Raw genomic sequence first — 23,093 nt, forward strand, 5'->3', positions numbered from 1 at the left:
GGAGAGCCTCAGAGCGTGCGGGCGAAGGGGTCGAAGTCGACCGGCATCGATGCGATCGGGCCGACGCGGCTCTCGACGTCGACGAACTCGCCGCGCTCCGCCGACTCCTCGGCCGACAGCATGATGTCGAGCACGTGGTATCCGACGGTGCCGCTGGCGCGATGGTCGCGTCCTTCGGCGATCGCGCGCACCATGTCGAGCAGACCCAGACCGCGGCCGGCCACGACGCCCTCCTGCTCGATCTCGATCCAGTCCTGCTCGGCCGGGCCGTCGATCCCGATCTCGGCGAGCGGTCGCACGTAGGCGACGCGGCCCTCGAACATGTTGGGGTCGGGCAGCACGAGGGTTCCTTCGGTGCCGTTGATCTCCACGATGCCCTGCCGGGCGAGCGCCGAGTCGAAGCTGAGGAGGCTCTGGGCCTGCTGTCCCGCCTCAAACGCGGTCAGCAGCGACATCGTCGAGGGGACCTCGACGGGGAAGGAGCTGCCGGCGTCGGGGCCGACCTTGACGGTCCGCTCGGCGAGGCCCTTGAGGCCGAGGGCGGCGACCTTCGTCGCGGAGCCGAAGAGGTTCACGAGCGCCGTGATGTAGTACGGCCCGATGTCGAGGAGCGGCCCCGCGCCCTTCGCGAACAGGAACCCGGGGTTGGGGTGGAACAGGTCGGGGCCCTGGTACTGCATCGAGGTCGAGGCGAACAGCGGCGTGCCGATGACGCCGCGCTCGATCGCGCGCTTGGCGGTCTGCAGACCCGGGCCGAGCACGGTGTCGGGGGCGACGCCGATGCGCACCCCCGCAGCATCCGCCTCGCGCAACAGGGCGGCGGTGCTCTCGCGGTCGAGCCCGATGGGCTTCTCGACCCACACGTGCTTGCCCGCCGCGATCGCGCGGGAGGTGACCTCGGCGTGCGCCGCCGGGATCGTCAGGTTCACGACGACCTCGACCTCGGGGTGGGTCAGCACGTCGTCGGGGGAGCCGTGGGAGGTGATGCCGTACTTCTCGGCCTGTGCCTTCGCGCGCTCGGGAACGAGGTCGCCGAGGGCGACGACCTTCACATCGGGGAACGAGGTCAGGTTCTCGAGGTAGGTGTCGCTGATCATCCCCGTGCCGATGAAGCCGACACCGATGGGCCCGGTCACGCGACGAGTCCTTCCGCGCGGAGGAACGCCAGGCTCGCGGCGATGTCGTCGAACACGTCGCCGGGGGCCTGGTCGTACTCGATGACCGCGAGCTCGATCGCGTCGTTGGCACGGAGCGCGTCAGTGAGCGGCACGTCGCCCGTTCCCGCGGGGCGCTGGTCGAGATCGCCGACCGATCCGCCCTCGGCCCACGGGTTCTCGGTGGGCACCACGCCGTCCTTGACGTGCACGGCGAGGAGGCGATCGCCCAGGCGCGCGGCGAGCGCGGGCACGTCCTGTCCGCCGGTGAGGGCCCAGAAGAGGTCGAGCTCGAGGGCCACGCGCTCGTCGAGCTGAGCCACCACGTGCTCGTAAGCGCTCACGCCGTCGAACGAGGCCACGAACTCCTGCGCGTGGTTGTGGTATCCGACGCGCAGGCCGAAGCCGGCCGCGACGTCGGCGACGGCGTTCAGCCGCGCGGCGATGTCATCGGCGCCCTCGCGGGTGAGCCAGCGCTCGGGGGCGACGAACGGGTCGATGACGGTCCGGATGCCGGCGACCGCGGCCGCTTCGAAGACCTTCTCGGGAGCGGGAGACGGGACGACCCCCTTCGGGGTCCAGAGCTCGTCGGAGAGTAGCGGTGCGTGGCCGGTCGGGGCGAGGAGCCCGCTGGCGTCGAGGGCGGCGCGGAGCTCGGGCGCCCGGTCGACGAAGGCGAAGGCTTCGACGCGTGTCAGGCCGATGGCCGCCAGCTTGTCGAGCGAGCCGCCCATGTCGGCGAAGAACGCGTCGGCCAGGGAGTACAGCTGCACGGAGGCAGTGGGGAGGGCCACTCGGGCACCTTCTTTCGGGGGGATCGTCGTCGATGGGCGACCGGCTCGGGGGCCGGATGCGTCGAGCATAACAGGCAATCCCACCGCATGGAGGTTTTCTCCCGGATACTGTGGACCCATGACGACCGACCCGCCGCCGATCGGGCGCCCCGGCGCATACGGCAAGGGCGTGGCGCGCCGTCGCGAGATCCTCGACAAGGCCATCGAGGTGTTCGCGGCGAGGGGGTCGCAGGCGACCTCCCTGCGTCAGATCGCCCAGGCGATCGGGGTCTCCCACGCCGCTCTCCTGCACTACTTCGACTCGCGCGAGCAGCTGCTGGTCGCCGTCTACGACCACGCCTCACGGCTGAGCCCGCCGCACGCGGCCTTCGACGAGCGCCCGGGCGCGGTCGAGGAACTCGTCGAAGCGGCCTCCCGCAACGTCGGGATGCCGGGCATGGTGCTCCTCTACTCCACCCTGGTCGCCGCCTCGCTCGAGGAGTCGAGCGGTGTCACCACCGAGTACTTCTCCACCCGGTTCGAGCGCGTGCGGTCGGACCTCACCGCCCTCCTCGTCCGCGATCAGGCGCGCGGTCTCATCCGGCAGGACGTGGATGCCGCGGAGATCGCGGCGCTCCTGGTCGCCGCATCCGACGGCCTGCAGATCCAGTGGTTGCTCACCCCGTCGATGCATCTGGAGTCGACGCTCCGCGTCTTCGCCACCCTCCTGAAGCCCTGACCTCGTCGAGCGACAGCGCGCGGGAGCACAATGGAGCCATGGTGAGCACCGCCGCGCCCGACGACGTCGATGCGGTCGCCGACGACCTCTACGCCGTCACGCCCGGCGAATTCACCTCCGCGCGCAACGCGCGGGCCGCCGAGGTCACCGGTCCGTTGGCCGCTCGGATCAAGGCACTGCGCAAGCCGACGGTCGCCGCGTGGGCGGTGAACCTCCTCGTGCGCGACGGTCAGCTGGGGCAGGCGGTCGAGCTCTCGCAGGCGCTGCGCGAGGCGCAGGACGACCTCGACGCCGCCGAGCTCGCCCGGCTCGGGAAGCAGCGGCGGGCGCTCGTGGCCGGGCTCGCCCGGCGCGCGGCCGCGCTCGCCGCAGACGAGGGGACGACCCTCAGCGCGGCGGCGCGCGACGAGGTGGAGAAGACGGTGAACGCGGCGGTGGTGGATGCTGCCGCGGCCGCCGTCGTGCTGACGGGGCGGCTCGTCCGCACCCTGGAGGCGAACGGGTTCGGCGGGTCGCCGCCGCCCGACGACCTCGTCGCAGGATCGGTGCCGGGGCTCGCACCGGCGGCTCCGGCGCGCTCGCGCGACGACCTCGCCGAGCGTCGGAGGCGCAAGGCCGCCGAGGCGGCCGCACGGGAGGCGCAGCGTGCCGCGGCTGACGCCGGCCGCGAGCTCGCGCGCGCGGAGGAGCGCCGGGCGAAGCGGCGGGAGCGCGCCGACCGCCTGCACGAGCGCGTGGAGGACCTGCGCGGCGAACTGGCGAGGATGACGGCGGACGCGGAGGCCGCCGACGAGGAGGTCGCCCGACTCGACGAGGAGCACGCCCGGCTTCTCGAGCGGTCGAAGAAGGCGGAGAAGGAGGCCGAGCGGGCGGCAGCCGCCGTACCCGCTGCCGACTGAACAGGTGTCCGGCCCTCGCGCCCTCGATAGTGTGTGCCCATGGCGCTCCTCGACGCGGGATTCTTCCTCCTCCCGCTGCTCGCGGTGCTCGCCCCGCTCGCCGCCCGGGGTCTCGGGCGATGGGTTCGCGTACCGATCGTCGTGTTCGAGCTGGCTCTCGGCATCATCGTCGGCCCGAGCGTGCTCGGGTGGATCGCGCCGTCCGACATCGTCGGCATCTTCGCGGCGTTCGGGCTCGCCATGCTCTTCTTCATGGCCGGGAACGAGATCGACTTCGCGGCCATCCGTGGGCGGTCGGGGGCGCGGGCCGGAGCCGGGTGGGTGGTGAGCCTGGTGGCGGGACTCGGCGTCGGATGGCTCGTCGCGCCCGGCGAACCCGCCGTCTTCATCGGCATCGCGCTGGCCTCGACCGCGCTCGGCGCGCTCATGCCGATCCTCCGCGATGCCGGTGAGCTCGGCACACCCTGGGGGCGTGCGGTCACCGCGGTGGGGGCGGTGGGCGAATTCGGGCCGCTCCTGGCGATCTCGCTCTTCCTCGGCACCCGCGACTTCGGCACCGCGTCGATCGTCCTGGGCGTGTTCGTCGTCGTGGCGGCGGGAGCCGTCTTCCTCGCCGCGCGCTTCGAGCACGGACGCATCCACCGGCTCGTCAACGCCACTCTGCACACGTCGGGACAGATGGCTGTGCGGATCGTCTTCCTCATCGTCGGGGCTCTCGTCGCGCTGAGCATCTGGCTCCAGCTGGACATGCTGCTCGGCGCCTTCGTCGCCGGTGTGCTGTGGAAGCTCGTCATGCGCAACGCGCGGCCGCCGCTGCGCGAGGCGGTGGAGAGCAAGGTCGAGGCCGTGGCATTCGGCTTCCTCGTGCCGGTCTTCTTCCTCTACACCGGCATCACGTTCGACCTGCAGGCGATGGTGTCCTCGCCGCGCACGATCGCCCTGGTTCCGCTGTTCCTCGTCGTCCTGCTCGTGGTGCGCGGCATTCCCGCCTCGTTCGCCGCTCCCGCCGGCTCCTCTCGCCGCGATCGGGCCGCGCTCGGGTTGCTCGGGGCGACCGCCCTCCCGATCGTCGTCGCGGTGACGGGCATCGGCGTGGCCGACGGCACCCTGGACTCGGGGACGGCCGCGGCCCTCGTGGGAGCCGCGATGCTGTCGGTGCTGCTGTACCCCTTCCTCGGGATGGCGGTCCGCGGAGACCGGTCGGTCGTGACGAAGCCCGCCTTCGATCCCGTCGTGCTCGACACGCGCCCCGCCACGCGCACCCGCCGCGCCGACGACGGGGCGGGCGACCGGTGATCGCCGACATCCTCGAGACCGCGCGACGCCGCCTCGGCGGTGCGCCGAAGGAGGCGCTGGGTGAACTGCGCGCTCCGCGCCCCATCCTCGGCATCGCCCGTGCCCCGCGGATCGTGCCGGTGGGGGAGGCGTGGCACCTGGGCGTGCTGCTGCTCGCCGACGAGCAGCTGGCCGCGACGGGTCGGATCGTGCGCGCCCGCGAGGAGGCTCGGCGCGGCTACACGGCCGAGTCGCAACGCGAGCGCGCGGCGCTGGCCGCCGCGGCGTTCCGCGGTGGTTTCGGCGAGGGGAGCACCGTTCACGTCGACTGGCACCTCATCGACGTCGACGCCCTGGACGCTGCGAGCTCGCCCGTCGCTCTCGTCGACGGGCAGCCGATGGTGCGGTGGAGCGCGACCGGCGGCCTGATGCCGCTCGAGCGCTACCTCGACGAACGCATCGGGCTGCTGCAGCATCCGCCCGAGCGCGCCTGAGGCCTACTCGACGACCCGGGTCTCGTCAACGGCCTCCCCCCGGACGGGGCCGTTCCGATCCCTCGGCTATCTTTAGCCACGTGCAGCAGGTATGGCCGGGATCCAGTTATCCCCTTGGAGCGACCTTTGACGGCAACGGGACGAATTTCGCCCTGTTCAGTGAAGGGGCGGAACGCGTCGAGCTCTGCCTCTTCGGCGAGCGGGGGCATGAGACCCGCATCGAGCTCGTGGACGTGGATGCCTACGTCTGGCATGCCTACCTGCCGAACGTGCAGCCCGGTCAGCACTACGGCTACCGCGTGCACGGCCCCTACGACCCGGCGAACGGTCAGCGGTTCAACCCGAACAAGCTGCTGCTCGACCCCTACGCCAAGGCCGTCGACGGCGACATCCGCTGGGGACAGTCGGTCTTCTCGTACAACTTCGGCGATCCCGACTCGCGCAACGACGAGGATTCGGCCGCCGACATGATGAAGGGCGTCGTCATCAACCCGTTCTTCGACTGGTCGGGCGACCGCCAGCCGAAGACGCCGTACGCCGAGTCGTTCATCTACGAGGCGCACGTGAAGGGCCTCACCCAGCTCTACGACCTCGTGCCCGAGGAACTCCGCGGCACCTACAGCGGCATCGCGCACCCCGCCGTGATCGACCACCTCACCAAGCTCGGCGTCACGGCCATCGAGCTCATGCCGGTGCACCAGTTCGTCAACGACTCGACCCTTCAGGAGAAGGGACTGTCGAACTACTGGGGGTACAACACCATCGCGTTCTTCGCGCCGCAGAACAGCTACGCCTCCGCTGGCCACCACGGCCAGCAGGTGCAGGAGTTCAAGGGCATGGTGCGCGCCCTCCACGAGGCGAACATCGAGGTCATCCTCGACGTGGTCTACAACCACACCGCCGAGGGCAACCACATGGGCCCGACGCTCTCGATGCGCGGCATCGACAACGAGGCCTACTACCGTCTCGAAGACGACGACAAGCGCTACTACACCGACTACACCGGCACCGGCAACAGCATGAACGTGGGCAACCCCCACACGCTGCAGCTGATCATGGACTCCCTGCGCTACTGGGTGCTCGACATGCACGTCGACGGTTTCCGCTTCGACCTGGCCTCGACCCTGGCCCGCGAGTTCTACGAGGTCGACCGGCTGTCGGCCTTCTTCGAGCTCGTGCAGCAGGATCCGGTGGTCTCGCAGGTCAAGCTCATCGCCGAGCCCTGGGACATCGGTCCCGGCGGCTACCAGGTGGGCAACTTCCCCCCGCAGTGGACGGAGTGGAACGGCAAGTACCGCGACACCGTGCGCGACTTCTGGCGCGGCGAGCCCCAGGCGCTCGGAGAGTTCGCTTCGCGCCTGATCGGCTCGGCCGACCTCTACGAGCACTCCGGCCGCCGGCCGGTCGCATCCATCAACTTCGTCACGGCGCACGACGGCTTCACGATCCGCGACCTCGTGTCGTACAACGAGAAGCACAACGAGGCCAACGGCGAGGACAACAACGACGGCGAATCGCACAACCGCTCGAACAACCTCGGCGTCGAAGGCGAGACCGATGACCCCGAGATCTTGAAGATGCGGGCCCGTCAGCAGCGCAACTTCATCGCCACGCTCATGCTCTCGCAGGGTGTGCCGATGCTGCTGCACGGCGACGAGCTCGGTCGCACGCAGGGCGGCAACAACAACGGCTACGCGCAGGACAACGAGATCACGTGGGTCGACTGGTCCACCGCCGATCACCCGCTCATCGAGTTCACCGCCGCCCTCGCGCGCCTGCGCAAGGAGCACCCGATCTTCCGCCGCAGCCGCTTCTTCGACGGCCGCCCCGTGAAGATGGAGGAGGGCGCTCCCGTTCCCGACGTGGTGTGGCTGCGACCCGACGGCTCGGTCATGGAGCCCGACGACTGGGACTCCGGCTTCGGCCGGGCGATCGGGGTGTTCCTCAACGGCCGCGGCATCCGCGAGCGCGACCGTCGCGGCGAGCAGATCACCGACCAGCACTTCATCGTGCTCTTCAACGCCGGTGACGAGTCCGTCGACTTCCAGATCCCCGATGTGAAGTACAGCCCCGAATGGGACGTGATGGTCGACACCGCGGGTGAGCGGGCGAACACCGAGCCGATCGAGCCCGGGTCGATCCTGCCGGTCGCCGCGAAGTCGATCATGGTGCTGTGCGAGCACGATCTGCCCGACCCCGAGGTCGATCACTCGGTGGCGGCATCGCTCACGGCCAACGCCGCGAGCTCGGGCCCCGACGATCTGCCCGGCAAAGCGCCGAAGCCGGAGCTCTGACCGGTGGCCGCGCATCCGCTGTCGACCTACCGTCTGCAGATCCGCAAGGGCTTCGATCTGGATGCTGCGGCCGCCGTCACCGGCTACCTCCGCGATCTGGGGGTGTCGTGGGCGTACCTGTCGCCGATCCTGACGGCGACGCCGGGCTCCGACCACGGCTACGACGTCGTCGACGTCACCCGGATCGATCCCGACCGCGGGGGCGCTGAGGGGCTCGATCGCTTCGCCGCCGCCGCCCGTGCCGACGGACTCGGCATCCTCATCGACATCGTGCCCAACCACATGGGGGTCGCCGAACCGCGAGAGAACCCGTGGTGGTGGGACGTGCTGCGGCAGGGTCGGGCCTCCGCCCGCGCCGACGCGTTCGACATCGACTGGGAGTTCGGCGGGGGGCGGGTGCGCGTACCCGTCCTCGGCTCGTCGCTCGATGAGGTGACCGCGGCGGGCGAGCTGAGCGTCGACCTCGAGCCCGCGCCCGACGCGCCCGACGGGGTGCTCCGCTACTTCGATCACGTGTTCCCGCTGGCGCCGGGTTCGGTGACCGACGTCGAGCGCGCCTCGGGCGACGTCGACGCGCGCACCGTGCACGACCGCCAGCACTACGAGCTGCGCTTCTGGAAGGACGAAGCGGCCGAGCTCAACTACCGCCGCTTCTTCGCCGTGACCACGCTCGCCGGTGTGCGGGTCGAGATCCCGGAGGTGTTCGCCGACGCCCATGCCGAGATCCTGCGATGGATCTCCGAGGGACTGGCCGACGGTCTGCGCGTGGACCATCCCGACGGCCTGCTCGATCCGGGCGGCTACCTCGAGCAGCTCGGCGCGGCATTGCGTGCCACCGGCCGGGGATCGTACGTGCTGATCGAGAAGATCCTCGAGCACGGCGAGCTGCTCCCGTCGTGGTGGGAGACAGACGGTACGACCGGGTACGACGCTCTGGCCGAGTTCGGCCGGGTGCTCGTCGACCCGGACGGCGAGGCGCCCCTCGACGCCCTCGACGTGCGGCTGCGCACCGAGACCGGAACGCTCCCCGCACAGGAGTGGCACGACCTCATCCACGACACCAAGCGCATGATCGCCGAGACGATCCAGATCGCCGAGATCCGTCGTCTCGTCCGAGGCCTCAGCCCGGCCGCGCCCGACGTCGTCGAGGATTTCACCGACGAGGTGCTGCACGACGCGCTCGCCGAGCTTCTCGTCTGCTTCCCGGTCTACCGTTCCTACCTGCCCGCCGGACGCGACGAGCTCGATCGTGCGGCGGTGGAAGCATCCGACCGTCGTCCGGAGCTCTTCGACGCGATCGCCGCGCTCGTGCCGGTGCTCGCCGACCCCGCGCACGAGGTGGCGCGACGGTTCCAGCAGACCACGGGGCCCGTGATGGCCAAGGGCGTGGAAGACACGGCCTTCTACCGGTACAACAGGCTCGGCGCCCTCACCGAGGTCGGCGGGGATCCGTCGGAGTTCGCCCTTCCCGTCGCCGGGTTCCACGCCGCGCAGGCATCACGCCAGGCCTCGTGGCCCCGCGCCATGACCGCGCTGTCGACGCACGACACGAAGCGCGGCGAGGACGTGCGCGCCCGCCTCACCGTGCTCGCCGAGGTGCCCGACCGCTGGGAGGCGGCGCTCGAGGAGTTCCGCGGCATCGCCTCGACCGGTCACGGCCCCTTCGACACCCTGCTGTGGCAGGCGATCGTCGGGGCGTGGCCCACGGCCTCGGCGCCGCTCCCCGAGGACTTCGCCGACCGCCTTCACGCCTACGCCGAGAAGGCGGCGCGCGAAGCGGCCGACGCCACCGGGTGGTGGGAGCCTAACGACGCGTTCGAGAAGCGCATGCACGCGCTCGTCGACTCCGCCACCGGCGACGCCGCCGCGAGCGTAGCGGCCTTCGTCGCAGAGATCGAGCCGTTCGGGTGGACCAACTCGCTGTCGCAGAAGCTGCTGCAGCTGGCCGGCCCCGGGGTACCCGACGTCTACCAGGGATCGGAGTCGTGGGAGCAGTCGCTCGTCGACCCCGACAACCGTCGTCCGGTGGACTTCGTCGCGCGCGCGGCGACGCTCACCGCCATCGACGCCGGGTTCGCCCGGGGGGACCTCCCCGCGGTCGACGCCACGGGCGACGCCAAGGTGCTCGTGACCTCGCGCGCCCTGCGCACACGGCGCGACCGCCCCGAACTGTTCTCGGGGTACGTGCCGGTCACCGTGGTCGGCGAGGGCGCGGCGCACGCGATCGCCTTCGACCGCGGCGGTGCGCTCGCCATCGCGACGCGCCTGCCCGTCGGCCTCGACGCGCGCGGCGGGTGGGGCGATACGGTGCTGCTTCGTCGCCCCGGCACCTCCGTCGACGTCTTCACCGGACGGCGGTACGAGGGATCGGAGATCCTCGTCGCCGAGCTCCTCTCGACCTATCCCGTTGCCCTGCTCGTCTCGGAGGAAGAATCATGACGATCGACGTCTGGGCGCCGAAGGCGCGACGCGTCCGACTGCGCCGGCCCGGTCAGGAGTCCGATCTCGACCTCGCCGTCCGTGACGGCGGCTGGTGGAGCGCCGACATCGCGCTGGCCGACGGCGAGGAGTACGGGTTCGTGCTCGACGAGTCCGACGACCTGCGGCCCGACCCCCGATCGCGTCGTCAGCCGCGCGGGGTCCACGACGCCTCCGCCTTCTTCGACCCGTCGGCGCACGAGTGGCAGGACTCCGCGTGGACCGGCCGTCCGCTCGCGGGTGGCGTGATCTACGAACTCCACCTGGGGACCTTCACCTCGGAGGGAACGCTGGATGCTGCGGTCGGCAAGCTCGACCACCTCGTCGACCTCGGCGTCACCCACATCGAGCTGCTGCCGGTGAACGGCTTCAACGGCGTGTGGAACTGGGGCTACGACGGGGTGCTCTGGTACACGGTGCACGAGGCCTACGGTGGACCCGCCGCCTACCAGCGGTTCGTCGACGCCGCTCACGCAGCCGGTCTCGCCGTGATCCAGGACGTCGTCTACAACCACCTGGGTCCGAGCGGCAACTACCTCCCCGAGTACGGTCCCTACCTCCGCGAAGGCAGCCGGAACACCTGGGGCGACTCGGTGAACCTCGATGAGGACGCCGTGCGCGACTACATCGTCGACAACGCCCTGATGTGGCTGCGCGACTACCACGTCGACGGTCTGCGCCTCGATGCCGTGCATGCCCTTCACGACGAGCGCCCCGTGCACATCCTGCAGGAGCTGGCCGAAGCATCCGACGCCCTCTCGGCCCACCTCCAGCGCCCGCTGACCCTGATCGCGGAGTCGGATCTCAACGACCCGACGCTGATCCTCCCGCGCGAAGCGGGCGGCTACGGACTCACCGCGCAGTGGTCCGACGACTGGCACCATGCCGTGCACGTCGCCGTGAGCGGCGAGACGGTCGGCTACTACGAGGACTTCGCCGATCTCGGCGCGTTCGGCAAGGTCACGACCGAGGGGTTCTTCCACAACGGCACCTTCTCGTCGTTCCGCGGGGAGGACCACGGGTTCCCCATCCCCGACGCGGTGCCGACGTGGCGCCTGGTGACGTTCGCTCAGGACCACGATCAGATCGGCAACCGCGCAGCCGGCGACCGGCTCTCGCAGACGCTGTCGTACGGGCGCCTCGCGGTCACCGCCGTGCTCACGCTCACCGCCCCCGGCACGCCGATGCTGTTCATGGGCGAGGAGTGGGGTGCCACCACGCCGTGGCAGTTCTTCACCTCGCACCCCGAGCTCGAGCTCGGCGAGGCGACCGCCAAGGGGCGCATCGAGGAGTTCGCGAAGATGGGGTGGGACCCGGCGACGGTTCCCGACCCGCAGGACCCCGCGACCTTCGAGCGGTCCAAGCTCGACTGGAACGAAGCGCTCGACGGCGATCACGCCCGCCTGCTGCAGCTCTACCGCGATCTCGCGCACCTGCGTCGCGAATTGCCGGAGCTCACCGATCCGACCTTCGCCGACCGGGCGGCCGGAGCGACCGAGGCGCCGGGCGGCCGCGTGTACGGACTGTGGTCGGGGGCGGTCGCGGTGCTCGCCAACCTCTCGGCCGAGCCCGCGGTCTTCGACGTCGATTCCGACGTCGTCGTCCTGCTCGCCACGGACGCCGGGGTGTCGCTCGAGGGTGGGCGCGTCACGCTCCCGTCCGAGACGGCGGTGATCGTCGGACCCGCCCTCTGAGGCGTAACGCGGAGGAAACGCGCAGCGGGTACGGTGAGCGCGACGCTCATGAAAGCAGAGCACCCGTCCGGGTGCGGAAAGCGTGAAGCGGCTGCCTGACCCGGCCGCCGATCGGCGGCCTCCGACAGAGGAGTTGCCATGACCTTCCACGTTCCACTCGTCGACATCGCGCCGTACGTCGGCGACGGTTCCCCCGAGGCCCGAGCTGAGGTGGCGCGTCGTATCGACGACGCGTGCCGCACGGTCGGATTCATCCAGATCACCGGCCACGGCATCCCCGAGGTTGTGATCGATGGGTTGACCGGGGCGATCGACGCGTTCTTCGCGCTCGACCTCGAGGAGAAGAAGCGCTACCGCACGCCACCGCAGATCAATCGCGGCTACAGCCCGCCGAAGTCCGAATCGCTCAGCCTCTCGCTGGGAGTCGAGTCGGCCAACCGCATGAACGACTTCTTCGAGGCGTTCAACGTCGGCGCCACGCAGGCGACTTACCCCGACTCGCCCGGCCTCCCGCAGCCCGACTACGCCGACAATGTCTGGCCCGACGTCGATGGCTTCGAGGCGGGGGTGTCGGCGTACTTCGCCGAAGCCGCGCGCGTCGCGCGGGTGATGACGCGCATCTTCGCCGATGCGCTGGATCTGCCCGCCGACTTCTTCGCGGAGCGCACGGGGCACTCCCTCGACGTGATGCGCATGAACAACTACGCGCTGCCGCCCGGCACCGACGTGACGTTGGACGGCGACCTCGTCGGGATGGGCGAGCACACCGACTACGGGATCGTGACGATCCTGTGGGCGGATCGCGTGCGCGGACTGCAGGTGCTCGGATCGGACGGGTCCTGGAACGACGTGGCGCCGGCGGACGGTGCGCTCCTCATCAACCTGGGCGATGTGACGGCCCGCTGGACGAACGAGCGGTGGATGTCGACGCTGCACCGGGTGAAGCCGCCCGTGATCGACGGCACGATCGAGCGGCGCCGATCGGTGGCGTTCTTCCACGACGGCGACGTGGACGCGCTGATCGAGACGCTTCCGTCGTGCGTCGACGCGCAGCATCCCGACCTGTACGAACCCGTCACCGTGGGAGACCACATCGCCGCGAAGCTCGCCGGTTCGCGGGCGGGTGTGAGCAACGCCGCCGCGGAGCGCGAATCGGCGCGCGTCCTCGCCAGCCGGCGCTGAGACGAGGTCGGCGGACTGTCAAGCTGTTGCCGGAGATCGCTAGATTATCTAGTGTTCTTGCATGAGCACAGTGACAGCCCGCCGCTCCTCGGACCTCCTCCGCCAGATCGTCGTGTTGTCGGCGGTGACCTTCATGCTCATCGCCGCCATGGTCGGCGTGGGTCTGTTCGGCGGCACCGCCGTGCAGGACCTTCAGGGCGGAGCGCTCGATTCGGATGCGTCGTACCTGGCTCCGGCGTCGAGCGCGTTCTCGATCTGGTCGGTCATCTACATCGGTCTGATCGCCTATGCGATCTGGCAGGCGCTGCCCGGCCAGCGGACGAACGACCGCCAGCGCGCCCTGGGGTGGCTCGTGGCCGTCACCGCGGTGCTGAACGGCGTCTGGCTCGTCGTCGCCCAGTATGCGACGCTGCCACTGACCGTCGTCGCGATCGTCGCGCTCCTGGTGGCACTGGCCATCACCTTCCGGCGGGCGGTGTCGACCCGCAGCCGTGGCGACGGAGCGATCGACGCCATCCTCCTCGACGGAGTCACCGGACTGCACCTCGGTTGGGTGACGGTGGCGACCGTCGCGAACACCGCGGCGCTGCTCACCCAGTCCGGGCCGGAGTCGTGGGCGTCGGCCGCCGATGTTCTCGGCGTCGTCGTGCTGATCGTCGTCGGGGCGATCGGGCTCGGCATCGCCTTCGCGAGCACGTGGCGTGTGACGCCGTCCCTGGCGATCGGCTGGGGAGTGTTCTGGCTCGGCATCGGCCGCCTGGGGGGTGAGCCGTCCAGCACCGTCATCGGGGTGACGGCGATGGTCGTCGCGGCGCTCGTCGTGGTCGTCCCGATCATCGTCGCCGGTCTGCGTCTGATCCGCCCGTCGACCGATTGAGCCGGGTCAGGCGGCGAAGCGCTCGGCGAACGCCTCGAGAAGGCGCGGCGGTTCCGTGACGGATGCCCGCAGCACGCGCGCCGCGATGACGTCGTAGTCCTTCGCGGGGAAGTAGCCGCCGTCGCGGTAGACGGCCATCCGCTCGGTGAACGCGCGAGGGGTGGACTCCGGGTGGAACTGCGTCGCGTAGAGGCGCTCGCCCACGCGGTAGGCCTGCACCGGGCACCCGTCGTTCGTCGCCAGCAGCACGGCACCCGGGGGTACGGCGGCGGCCCCCTCCTTGTGCGCGGTGAGGGCGGCGAACCGCAGGGCCAGGTCGCCCAGCAGCGCGTCGGCGCGGCCGTCGGCGGTCAGTTCGATCGTGGTGGCGCCGGTGGGCTCCGGGTGTTCGCGGGTCACCTCGCCGCCGAGCAGACGCGTGACGACACCGATGCCGTAGCAGGTGAACAGCGCCGCCGTGCGCGAATCGGCGGCCGCGGCGGCGATCTTCTCGAGGTCGGATTCGAGCCGGAGCTGCGCCTCGGACTTCGACGACGCGGGGTCGGTGACGTTGAACGGGCTCCCGCCGACGACGAATCCGCTGTACCGCTCGAAGGCGTCGGCGGGCAGCGCCTCGCGCACCAGGTCGTGGCGGGCGAGGGACTCCGGACCGACCCGCATGCCGGAGAGGAACGACGCGTACTCGGCATCGGCCGCATCACGTTGCGGCCGGGCCGAGACGTAGAGCAGCGGGGCGGGCACCCGGGAAGTCTAAAGCGGATGCTGCGGGTCGATGGCGGGGCTTGTCATGCGGCGAAAAGAACGGTCACCGCGAGGAGTTGGCCGTCCGCCCCCGGACGATGCCGACGAAGGCGTCGACGTCGGCGGTGGTCGCCTCGCGCGGCCACGCGAGCGCGACCGTCGAGACGGGCGCGTCGCGGACGGGTCGGGCGGCGACGTCTTTGCGCGCGTGCAGGCGTGCCAGCGACATCGGCGCGAGCACGACCCCGATGCCGGCAGCCACCGTCTCCACAGCATCCTGAATTGCCGCCGGGGGTGCGAAGGCGGGCGAGACTGCTCCGGGCACCGTGGCGGAGAGCACGTCGTCCCCGGGCACGATGATGATCTCACCGGCGAGGTCGGCCAGTTCGAGCTCGTCCGTCGCGGTGAGGTGCGAGTCCGCCGGCACGATCGCGACCGGCACCTCGTCGTACAGCCGCACGATGTGGAGGTCGTCGTCGTCGAGCGGGAGGCGCACCAGCGCGGCGTCGACGCGGCGCTCGCGGAGCGCGTCGTGCTGGTCCGCCACGGCGAGAGGGAGGAGGGCGAGTTCGACCCGCGGCATCCGCTCCCGCCAGGCCGAGATCCACTTCCCCGGCGTCGTCCCGGGGACGAGTCCGAGGGTGAAGGTGCGCGGGGCTTCGTCGGGCGCGGGCACCGCCCTCGAGGCGGTCGGTCTCTTCTTCGCCGCGACGGTCTTCTTCGCGCCGGGAGCCTTCTTCGCCCCGGGCGCGGGCCTCCGGGGAGTCGGACGGCGGCGCGACCCACCGTTACCTGCCATGACCACAGCGTAGCCGGGCGCTATGGTTCGATCATGGTCGCCATCGTCGCAACCGTGTTCGCAGCGCTCGCGGCGCTCCTGCACGTCTACATCTTCCTGCTCGAGAGCGTGCAATGGCAGCGTCCTCGGGTATGGCGACGATTCGGTGTCGCCAGCCAGGAAGATGCCGACACCACGAGGCCGATGGCCTACAACCAGGGGTTCTACAACCTGTTCCTGGCGATCGGAGCGATGATCGGCATCGTGCTGTTCTGGGTCGACGGCTCGGGCACCGTCGCGGATGTGGCCGGACGCACGCTGGCGCTCTTCAGTCTGGGCTCGATGGTCGCGGCATCGCTCGTGCTCGTGACGTCGGGTCGGAAGTATCTCGCGCCCGCCTTGACGCAGGGCACGCTGCCGCTGATCGGGTTCGTCTTCTTCCTGCTGGCCTGATCCGGACGACGTCGCCGTCAGGCGGCGAGGTGCAGTCCGCGCGGGTCGGTGGCCACGGCGTCGCCGTCGGCGACGTTCTCGTCGTCGCGGATGAGCGAGCCCACCGCGACGCGTGCGTTCGTGCCGACGTGCGCACGCACGCCGATCTTCGCCTTCGCGCCGATGGCCGCACCCGAACCGATGTGTGCGTGCGGGGCGATGCGAGCCTCCGGCCCGATCACCGCGTCGCTCTCGATCCACGCGCCGCGCCCGACTTCGGCGCCCGCGGCGATCTGCACGCCCGGCTCGACGTACGCGCCGGCTTCGACCACCGCGGTCGGGTGCACCTTGGCGCCGTTCGCGATGAGTCCTCGGCCGTTGGTGTGCTTGCGGTAGCGCAGCGTCTCACCACGGTCGTTCTCGATGTCGATGTAGTTTTTACCCACGATCCCCTCCGGCGGCACCGTCGGTGCCGACAGTGATTGCAACGGCACGTTCTCGATATTCATTCCCCCGCATGATCTCTTCGGAGCCGCTATCGCGCCGGATGTCTCGACGTCGAGATGAGACGATGGAGGTTCCTACCCGGAGACCGTGATGACCGCTGCCGACACCACCCCTGACGACGCGCCCGATGCCGATCCGCCCTCGACCACCCCGACGCTCGTCTTCGACGACCGCGCGACCGCCCACAGCATCCCCGAAGACGTCCTCGGCCTCCTCACGGGCACGTTCACGGCCGCTTTCGGGCTGTACCTCCTCGCCTCGAGCGACGCGGTCACCGGCGGTACGGCCGGTCTCGCCCTCCTCGTCACGTACGCCTCGCCGCTGCCGTTCTGGCTCGTCTACGCGCTGGTCAATCTCCCCTTCGCCGCGCTCGCGCTGTGGAAGAAGGGGGTGAGCTTCACGATCCGCACCGTGGTCTCGATCGCCCTGGTCTCGGGCTTCACCGTGCTGGATGCCGCGATGCTCCCGATCGAGCGGGTCGACCCCGTGTTCGGCGTTCTCGCCGGGAACCTGTTCGCCGGGGTGGGTCTGCTGATCCTGTTCCGTCATCGTGCCAGCCTCGGCGGGATCAACATCATCGCGCTGATCGTGCAGGACAAGACCGGGTTCCGCGCCGGATGGACGCAGATGGTGTTCGACGTGGCGATCATCGCGGTGTCTTTCGCGCTGCTCCCCTGGGAGGTCGTGCTGCTCAGTGCCGGCGGCGCGGTGGTGCTCAACCTCGTGCTCGCGATGAACCACCGGCCGGGCCGCTACATCGGTCACTGACCCGCTCAGCCCGCCTGGCACCTCGGGCACCAGAACACGTTGCGCTCGCTCGTGGCGTTCGCGCCGAGCGATCCGGCGCGGATCAGCGTGCCGCACCGGCGGCATGCCTTGCCGTCGCGCCCGTACACCCAGAACCGGCGTCCCGGGCGGGTGTCGCCGGTGAAGGTGCGCTCGGGGCGCGGCAGATTGGCGCGGATCATCCGCGCGCCCAGGTCGATGAGGGCGGTGACGTCGATCTCGCTCGCGGGGGTCGTGGGCGCGATGCCGCGCACGAACAGCATCTCGTTGGCGTAGACGTTGCCGAAACCGGCGACGTTGCGCTGATCGAGAAGGGCGACGTGGGCCGCGCGCGAATCGGCGCTCACGCGCCGCACCGCTTCGACGGCGTCCCACTCGTCGGCCAGGGGATCGGGGCCGAGGTGCCCGACGATGCGGTCTTCATCGTCGGTGCGCAGCACCTCGACCATGGCCAGGTCGAAGCCGACCGTCTCCCAGCGGGCGTTGCCGACGATCGCGCGAGCCGTATAGGCCGGACGCCGCCACCGGCCGCCCACCGGGTAGACGTCCCACCGGCCCTCCATCTTGAGATGCGAGTGGAGGGTGTATCCGCCGATGCGTTCGAGCAGGTGCTTGCCGCGGGGGATGACGCTGCGCACGGTCTCGCCGCGAAGGTCGGCCGTGGCGCTGCCGGGCACCCGGATGTCGAACCGGGTCACGACCGTGCCGGTGAGCGCCTCGGCCAGCTTCGCGGCGGCCCGGTGCACGGTATCGCCCTCAGGCACGCGTCGCCTCTCGCAGTGCGTCGCCCGCGGTGACGCGTCGGAGCGTGAGACCCCGCGGCGACTCGACGAAGCCGGCGTCGCGCAGTGCCCGCCCCACGGCCGTGCCGTAGACGAAGGCGCCGTTGACCTGCTCGATCGTGAGGGTGTCGAGCCGCCGCGCCTTCGCCGTGCCCGCGAGATCGCGAGTGGCCGCCTGCAGCACGGCCTCGTCGTCGGTGAAGGCGAGGGCGGTGCGCCCGCCGCGCTCGAGGTAGAGCACGAGAGAGCCGTCCACGAGCACGACGAGACCGCCGGCCTTCCGACCGGGGCGGTGGGTGATCCCGTCGAGCGCGGGCCACGCGAGCGCGGCGCCGTACGGGTTGGCGGGATCGGTCGCCGCGAGGGTGACCGAGCGCAGCGGCGCGGGGTCGGGGAGCGCGGCGAACTCGCGCAGCCGGTCGACCGTGGCGGAGGCGGCGAACTGCGCGGCGCCGAGCTTCTCGATGACGTACCCGCGGCGGCAGTGCCCGGCCTCTTCGAAGCCGGCGAGCACGCGGTAGACCTGCGCGAATCCGCCCGGCACGCCCTCGGCCTGCACCGCGCCCCGGGTGACGACGCCGTAGCGGTCGAGCAGCAGGCTGCCCGTCGCCGTCGCCCGCACCGCGGGGTCGGCCTCGCGGCCGGGCAGCAGCGACCACCGCCCGCCGAGAGCGGGCGGACGCGGCGGTGCCGACGCGCGGGGGATCGCCGCGCCGCGGTACATCCGCGCCCGCGGAGCCTTGCGAGCCACCCGGTGGGCCTGCCCGCCCCCGCCGACGAGCGTGCGGATGGGTGCGAAGGTGTCGTTCGTCACCCGACCCGCCCATGTCAGCGACCACAGTGCGTCGACGATCGACTGCTCGTTGTCGGCGCCCGCTGCCTGCTTCAGCTGGGCGGCGAAGTAGGCGCCGCCTCCGGTGAGGGCCTCGATCACCCGTGCTTCGAGCGAATCGGCGGCGACGTCCTCCTCCGGCTCGGCGAGCGTGAGGGCGGCGGCGTCGGCGGGATGCAGCGCGACCCACCCGTCGCGGCCGGGGAGCGTGCCCGTGCCCGACCAGACGATCTCTCCCGTCGCCGTCAGCTCGTCGAGCATGGCCGGCGTGTAGTCGCGCACCCGCGACGGCAGGATCAGCGATTCCCACGCGCTCGCCGGGATCGGCACGCCCGCGAGCTGCTCGACGACGGCGGCCACCCCGTCGATCCCTTCGAGCGGACGCTGCAGGTGCTGCCAGACGGGGAGGAACCGGGCGTACGCGGTCGGCGGAACCGGCTCGACGCTCCCGCGGATCGCCGCGAGCGACCGCATCCGGAGCCGCCTCAGCACCTCGGTGTCGCACCACTCGGTCTCGTCGCCGCGCCCCTCGGCGCCGCCGGACTCGGACGAGGGCAGGAAGAATCCGCTCGACACGCGTCCCTGCGACTCGAGGCGCTGCAGCGTGTGGCGGGCGACCGCGATGCCGACGCCCAGCCGGCGAGCGACCGCGTCGGCGGTGAACGGACCGTGGGTGCGCGCGTGCCGGGCGACGAGGTCGCCGAGCGGGTCGGGCATCGGCTCGAGGAACGCGTTGGGCAGTCCGACCGGAAGCGCCGCGCCCAGCGCGTCGCGCAGGCGCGCCGCGTCTTCGATCGCGGCCACCCTCGCCTCGCCCGCGATCGTCACGCGGATCGCGCGGCGCTCGTCGACGAGAGCGTCGAGATGGGCGGATGCTTCGGCCGCCGTTGCGGGCGGCGCCGCGGTCTCGTCGTCGGTCGTCACCGCGTCGGCGGACGCGAGGCGCAGGGCCGCCTCATCGGCGCTCAGCGGACCGAGGATGCGGATGAGGTCGGCGACCCCTTCGATCCCACGGGCGCGGCGTTCGGGGTCGAGCCGCTGCGCCTCGCGTTCGAACTGCGCGATGACGTCGGGGTCGAGGAGCTCCCGCATCTCGACGCGGCCCAGCAGTTCGCTCAGCAGGGCCGGGTCGACCGAGAGGGCGGCGGCCCGACGCTCGGCGAGCGGCGAGTCGCCCTCGTACATGAAGGCGCCGACGTACCCGAAGAGCAGGTCGCGGGCGTAGGGCGACGGCTGCGAGGTGGTGATCTCGACCAGCCGGATGCGTCGGTCGGCGATGCTGCGTGAGATGCGCAGGAGAGCGGGGAGGTCGTAGACGTCCTGCAGCACTTCGCGGAGGGTCTCGAGGATGATCGGGAACGTCGGATGCCGGCGGGCGACTTCGAGAAGCTGCGCCGAGCGCTGACGCTGCTGCCACAGCGGCGACCGTCGGTTGGGGTTGATGCGGGGGAGCAGCAGCGCGCGCGCCGCGCACTCGCGGAAGCGGGAGGCGAACAGCGCCGAGCCGCCGACCTCGTCGGTGACGATCTGCTCGAGCTCGGCCGCATCGAAGACGAAGAGCTCGGCCCCCGGGGGCTCGGCCGTCGCATCGGGGATGCGCGCGATGATGCCGTCGTCGCTCGCCACGGCGGACCCTTCGACACCGAGACGCTCGCGGATGCGGGCGTTGACCGCCAGCGCCCAGGGCGAGTGCACCTGCATGCCGTACGGGGAATGCAGGATCACACGCCAGTCGCCGACCTCGTCGCGACTGCGCTCGACCGTCAGGGTCTTGTCGGTGGGCAGGGTGCCGGTGGCCTCCCGCTGCTCCGCGATGTAGGAGAGGAGGTTCGTGATCGCGTTGTCGTCGAGGCCCGACTCGCGCAGACGAGCCTCGGCCTTCGAGTGCTCGGCCGCAGAGACGTCGCGCGAGAATCTGCCCAGCGCCTCGCCGAGCTCGGCGGGCCGGCCGATGCCGTCGCCGTGCCAGAACGGGAGCTTCCCGGGCTGCCCGAACGCCGGCAGCACGTTCACGCGATCGTGCGTGATCTCGACGATGCGCCAGCTCGTGGTGCCGAGGGTGAAGATGTCGTTCACACGCGACTCGTAGACCATCTCCTCGTCGAGCTCGCCGACGCGGGCGTTCTGCGACTCGCCCGCGATGAACACGCCGAACAGGCCGCGGTCGGGGATCGTGCCTCCGCTCGTCACCGCGATGCGCTGGGCTCCGGGGCGCCCGGTGAGCGTGCCGGCGTCGCGATCCCAGACGACGCGGGGGCGGAGCTCGGCGAACTCGTCGGACGGGTAGCGGCCGGCGAGCAGGTCGAGGGTCGCCTCGTACGCCGAACGGGGGAGCGAGCGGAACGGCGCGCTGCGCTTGACGGTCTCGAACCACTCCTCGACGTCGATCGCCCCCAGCGCGCAGGCGGCGACGGTCTGCTGCGCGAGGATGTCGAGGGGATTCTGCGGCACCGAGATCGCCTCGATCTGGCCCGCCAGCATCCGTTCCGTCACGACCGCGGTGTGGAGCACGTCGCTGCGGTGCTTGGGGAAGAGGGCGGCGCGGCTGACCTCGCCGACCTGGTGCCCGGCTCGTCCGATGCGCTGCAGCCCCGAGGCCGCGCTCGGCGGTGCCTCGACCTGGATCACGAGGTCGACCGCACCCATGTCGATGCCCAGCTCGAGGCTGCTCGTCGCGACGACGCAGCGCAGCACGCCCGACTTCAGCTCGTCTTCGACCTGGGCGCGCTGCTCTTTGGAGACCGAGCCGTGGTGCGCCTTCGCGAGCACGGGATCGGCGCCGGCCGACGAACCGGCCTGCGCCATCATGGCTGCGGGCACGGTCGGGTCGGGCAGGTCGAGACCGAGACGCTCGGCGTAGATCTCGTTCAGCCGACCCGTCAGTCGCTCGGCGAGGCGGCGGGAGTTGGAGAAGACGATGGTCGAGCGGTGTTTCAGGATGCGGTCGACGATCGCCTCTTCGACGTGCGGCCACACCGACCCCGTGACCTCGGTGTTCTCGCTCGGCGACCCTTCGGCGAACCAATCCTCCCCGCCCGGTGCCGGCGCGTCGGAGCCCGGGGGCGGAGGCGGATTCATCATGTCGTCGACGGGGACGACGACCGAGAGATCGAAGGCCTTGGTCGCCCGCGGCGCGACGATGTCGACGGGAGCCGCCCCGCCGAGGAAGCGGGCGACCTCGTCGATCGGCCGCACGGTCGCGGAGAGCCCGATGCGCTGGGCGGGCGCGACGTCGGGGTCATGGCTGCGCCGCAGCGCGTCGAGACGTTCCAGGCTCACCGCCAGGTGCGCGCCGCGCTTGGTGGCGGCGACGGCGTGCACCTCGTCGATGATGACCGTGTGAACCCCGCGAAGGGTGTCGCCCGCCTGGCTGGTGAGCATCAGGTAGAGCGATTCGGGGGTCGTGATGAGGATGTCGGGCGGGTCGGAGACGAGCTTGCGGCGGTCGCTCGACGTCGTATCGCCCGAGCGCACCCCGACGGTGACGGCGGGGGCTTCGAGACCCAGCCGTCGGGCGGACTGCCCGATTCCCACGAGCGGGGAGCGGAGGTTGCGCTCGACGTCGACGCCCAGCGCCTTCAGCGGTGAGATGTAGAGCACACGGGTGCGGGGTTCGCCGGGCGTCTTCGCATCGCGGGCCGTCGACGCGCCGCGACGTCGGCCGTTCGCGGTGGCCGCAGCATCCGACTTCTTCTCGCGCCGGTCGGCGGCGACGCGGTCGCGGAACACCCGGTCGATCGCCCAGAGGAAGGCCGACAGCGTCTTTCCCGACCCGGTCGGGGCGACGACGAGCGCGCTGCGGCCCGCGGAGATGGCCTCCCAGGCGCCGGTCTGGGCGCTCGTGGGCGCGGGGAACGCTCCCCGGAACCAGTCCTGCGTCGCGGGGCTGAAACGCTCGAGCACGTCGCTCATCCGTCCATCTTCTCCCGCCCCTCCGACATCGGCTCGGGCTTGACGGCTCCGACCCCCGGAGGAGCGGATCTCCCCCGCCCGGGGGACGCCTCGATGTCTCCGGATCCGTAGGTTCGACGCATGACCAGACGGATGAGTCCCGGAGGAAGGCGGGCGACCCTCATCGCCCTCGGCGGTCTCGCCGCCGGGGCGGTGACGGCGATCATCATCGTGTCGACGACGGGCAACATCGGCCTGGGGTTCGCCGTCGGCGGGGCGCTGGCGCTGCTGCTGGGCGGCTCGGGGGCAGCGGCCGCCACCGGTTCCCCGCCGCGTCGGAGCCGAGGCGGCTCGGACTCCGGGGCATCCGTCGCCACGGGCGACTCGTCGCGAGACACCCACGACACCGGGTCCGACGGAGGCGCCGGGTCGGAGGGTGGGGCATCGGGCGGTGGCGATGGCGGCGGGGGCGGCGGCGACTGACC

Annotated in this window: 19 protein-coding genes; 12 read left to right on the forward strand and 7 right to left on the reverse strand. The window is 71.2% G+C overall.

Annotated elements, in window-relative coordinates:
* Nucleotides 1-8: 8 nt before the first annotated feature.
* Together FVP77_RS00185 and FVP77_RS00190 are read right to left on the reverse strand one after the other, a co-directional pair.
* Nucleotides 9-1,136, reverse strand: coding sequence for a Gfo/Idh/MocA family protein (locus FVP77_RS00185; RefSeq protein ID WP_147892709.1), 1,128 nt, complete (start codon nt 1,134-1,136; stop codon nt 9-11).
* Entirely contained in the window at nt 1,133-1,948 is an 816-nt protein-coding gene (locus FVP77_RS00190) for a sugar phosphate isomerase/epimerase family protein (protein ID WP_147892710.1), read from the reverse strand. The genes FVP77_RS00185 and FVP77_RS00190 overlap by 4 nt, the downstream gene beginning before the upstream one ends.
* A 118-nt stretch (nt 1,949-2,066) precedes the next feature.
* Between FVP77_RS00190 and FVP77_RS00195 the strand changes: the two genes are divergently transcribed.
* The 9 genes from FVP77_RS00195 (at nt 2,067) to FVP77_RS00235 (ending at nt 13,859) form a co-directional block, all read left to right on the forward strand.
* Complete coding sequence (locus tag FVP77_RS00195; protein WP_147892711.1) at nt 2,067-2,666, forward strand: TetR/AcrR family transcriptional regulator; 600 nt, start codon at nt 2,067-2,069, stop codon at nt 2,664-2,666.
* Nucleotides 2,667-2,704: 38 nt separating this feature from the next.
* A complete protein-coding gene (locus FVP77_RS00200; protein WP_147892712.1) occupies nt 2,705-3,565 on the forward strand; it encodes a transposase in 861 nt (286 codons plus the stop codon).
* A 39-nt stretch (nt 3,566-3,604) separates the two neighbouring features.
* Nucleotides 3,605-4,861, forward strand: coding sequence for a cation:proton antiporter (locus FVP77_RS00205; RefSeq protein WP_147892713.1), 1,257 nt, complete (start codon nt 3,605-3,607; stop codon nt 4,859-4,861).
* Nucleotides 4,858-5,334 (forward strand): glutaminase, encoded by a 477-nt coding sequence (locus FVP77_RS00210; protein ID WP_147892714.1) that lies wholly within the window; start codon nt 4,858-4,860, stop codon nt 5,332-5,334. The genes FVP77_RS00205 and FVP77_RS00210 overlap by 4 nt, the downstream gene beginning before the upstream one ends.
* A gap of 80 nt (nt 5,335-5,414) precedes the next feature.
* On the forward strand, nt 5,415-7,628 hold the full coding sequence (gene glgX / locus FVP77_RS00215; RefSeq protein WP_147892715.1) for a glycogen debranching protein GlgX: 2,214 nt from the start codon (nt 5,415-5,417) through the stop codon (nt 7,626-7,628).
* Between the two features lie 3 nt (nt 7,629-7,631).
* Nucleotides 7,632-10,067 (forward strand): malto-oligosyltrehalose synthase, encoded by a 2,436-nt coding sequence (gene treY / locus FVP77_RS00220; RefSeq protein WP_147892716.1) that lies wholly within the window; start codon nt 7,632-7,634, stop codon nt 10,065-10,067.
* Nucleotides 10,064-11,800, forward strand: coding sequence for a malto-oligosyltrehalose trehalohydrolase (gene treZ, locus FVP77_RS00225; protein WP_147892717.1), 1,737 nt, complete (start codon nt 10,064-10,066; stop codon nt 11,798-11,800). The genes treY and treZ overlap by 4 nt, the downstream gene beginning before the upstream one ends.
* A 138-nt stretch (nt 11,801-11,938) precedes the next feature.
* Nucleotides 11,939-12,982, forward strand: a complete 1,044-nt coding sequence (locus FVP77_RS00230; protein WP_147892718.1) for an isopenicillin N synthase family dioxygenase — start codon at nt 11,939-11,941, stop codon at nt 12,980-12,982.
* A 61-nt stretch (nt 12,983-13,043) separates the two neighbouring features.
* Nucleotides 13,044-13,859 carry a tryptophan-rich sensory protein gene (locus tag FVP77_RS00235; RefSeq protein ID WP_147892719.1) on the forward strand — a complete coding sequence of 272 codons (816 nt, stop codon included), beginning with the start codon at nt 13,044-13,046 and terminating at the stop codon, nt 13,857-13,859.
* Nucleotides 13,860-13,865: 6 nt separating this feature from the next.
* Here the strand turns inward: FVP77_RS00235 and FVP77_RS00240 are convergent, their stop codons facing one another.
* The gene (locus FVP77_RS00240) at nt 13,866-14,600 is read right to left on the reverse strand and encodes a glutamine amidotransferase-related protein (protein ID WP_246133912.1); all 735 of its coding nucleotides are present in this window, start codon (nt 14,598-14,600) and stop codon (nt 13,866-13,868) included.
* 64 nt (nt 14,601-14,664) lie between these two features.
* Nucleotides 14,665-15,399, reverse strand: a complete 735-nt coding sequence (locus FVP77_RS00245; protein WP_147892720.1) for a LysR family substrate-binding domain-containing protein — start codon at nt 15,397-15,399, stop codon at nt 14,665-14,667.
* Nucleotides 15,400-15,432: 33 nt separating this feature from the next.
* On the opposite strand from FVP77_RS00245, the gene FVP77_RS00250 reads away from it, so the two are divergent.
* Complete coding sequence (locus tag FVP77_RS00250; RefSeq protein WP_147892721.1) at nt 15,433-15,831, forward strand: DUF1304 domain-containing protein; 399 nt, start codon at nt 15,433-15,435, stop codon at nt 15,829-15,831.
* 17 nt (nt 15,832-15,848) lie between these two features.
* On the opposite strand, the gene FVP77_RS00255 is transcribed toward FVP77_RS00250, so the two are convergent.
* Entirely contained in the window at nt 15,849-16,256 is a 408-nt protein-coding gene (locus FVP77_RS00255) for a transferase (RefSeq protein ID WP_147894371.1), read from the reverse strand.
* A 151-nt stretch (nt 16,257-16,407) separates the two neighbouring features.
* Here FVP77_RS00255 and FVP77_RS00260 point away from each other — a divergent pair, with 151 nt between their 5' ends.
* Complete coding sequence (locus FVP77_RS00260; protein ID WP_147892722.1) at nt 16,408-17,085, forward strand: YitT family protein; 678 nt, start codon at nt 16,408-16,410, stop codon at nt 17,083-17,085.
* Between the two features lie 5 nt (nt 17,086-17,090).
* Here FVP77_RS00260 and FVP77_RS00265 read toward each other — a convergent pair whose 3' ends face one another.
* Together FVP77_RS00265 and FVP77_RS00270 are read right to left on the reverse strand one after the other, a co-directional pair.
* The gene (locus tag FVP77_RS00265) at nt 17,091-17,867 is read right to left on the reverse strand and encodes a DNA-formamidopyrimidine glycosylase family protein (protein ID WP_147892723.1); all 777 of its coding nucleotides are present in this window, start codon (nt 17,865-17,867) and stop codon (nt 17,091-17,093) included.
* Nucleotides 17,860-22,629, reverse strand: a complete 4,770-nt coding sequence (locus tag FVP77_RS00270; protein ID WP_147892724.1) for an ATP-dependent helicase — start codon at nt 22,627-22,629, stop codon at nt 17,860-17,862. Before FVP77_RS00270 ends, FVP77_RS00265 begins: the two co-directional genes overlap by 8 nt.
* A gap of 120 nt (nt 22,630-22,749) precedes the next feature.
* On the opposite strand from FVP77_RS00270, the gene FVP77_RS00275 reads away from it, so the two are divergent.
* Complete coding sequence (locus FVP77_RS00275; protein WP_147892725.1) at nt 22,750-23,091, forward strand: hypothetical protein; 342 nt, start codon at nt 22,750-22,752, stop codon at nt 23,089-23,091.
* Nucleotides 23,092-23,093: the final 2 nt, after the last annotated feature.

It is taken from the genome of Microbacterium hatanonis (assembly GCF_008017415.1).
GTDB classification, from domain to species: Bacteria; Actinomycetota; Actinomycetes; order Actinomycetales; family Microbacteriaceae; genus Microbacterium; species Microbacterium hatanonis.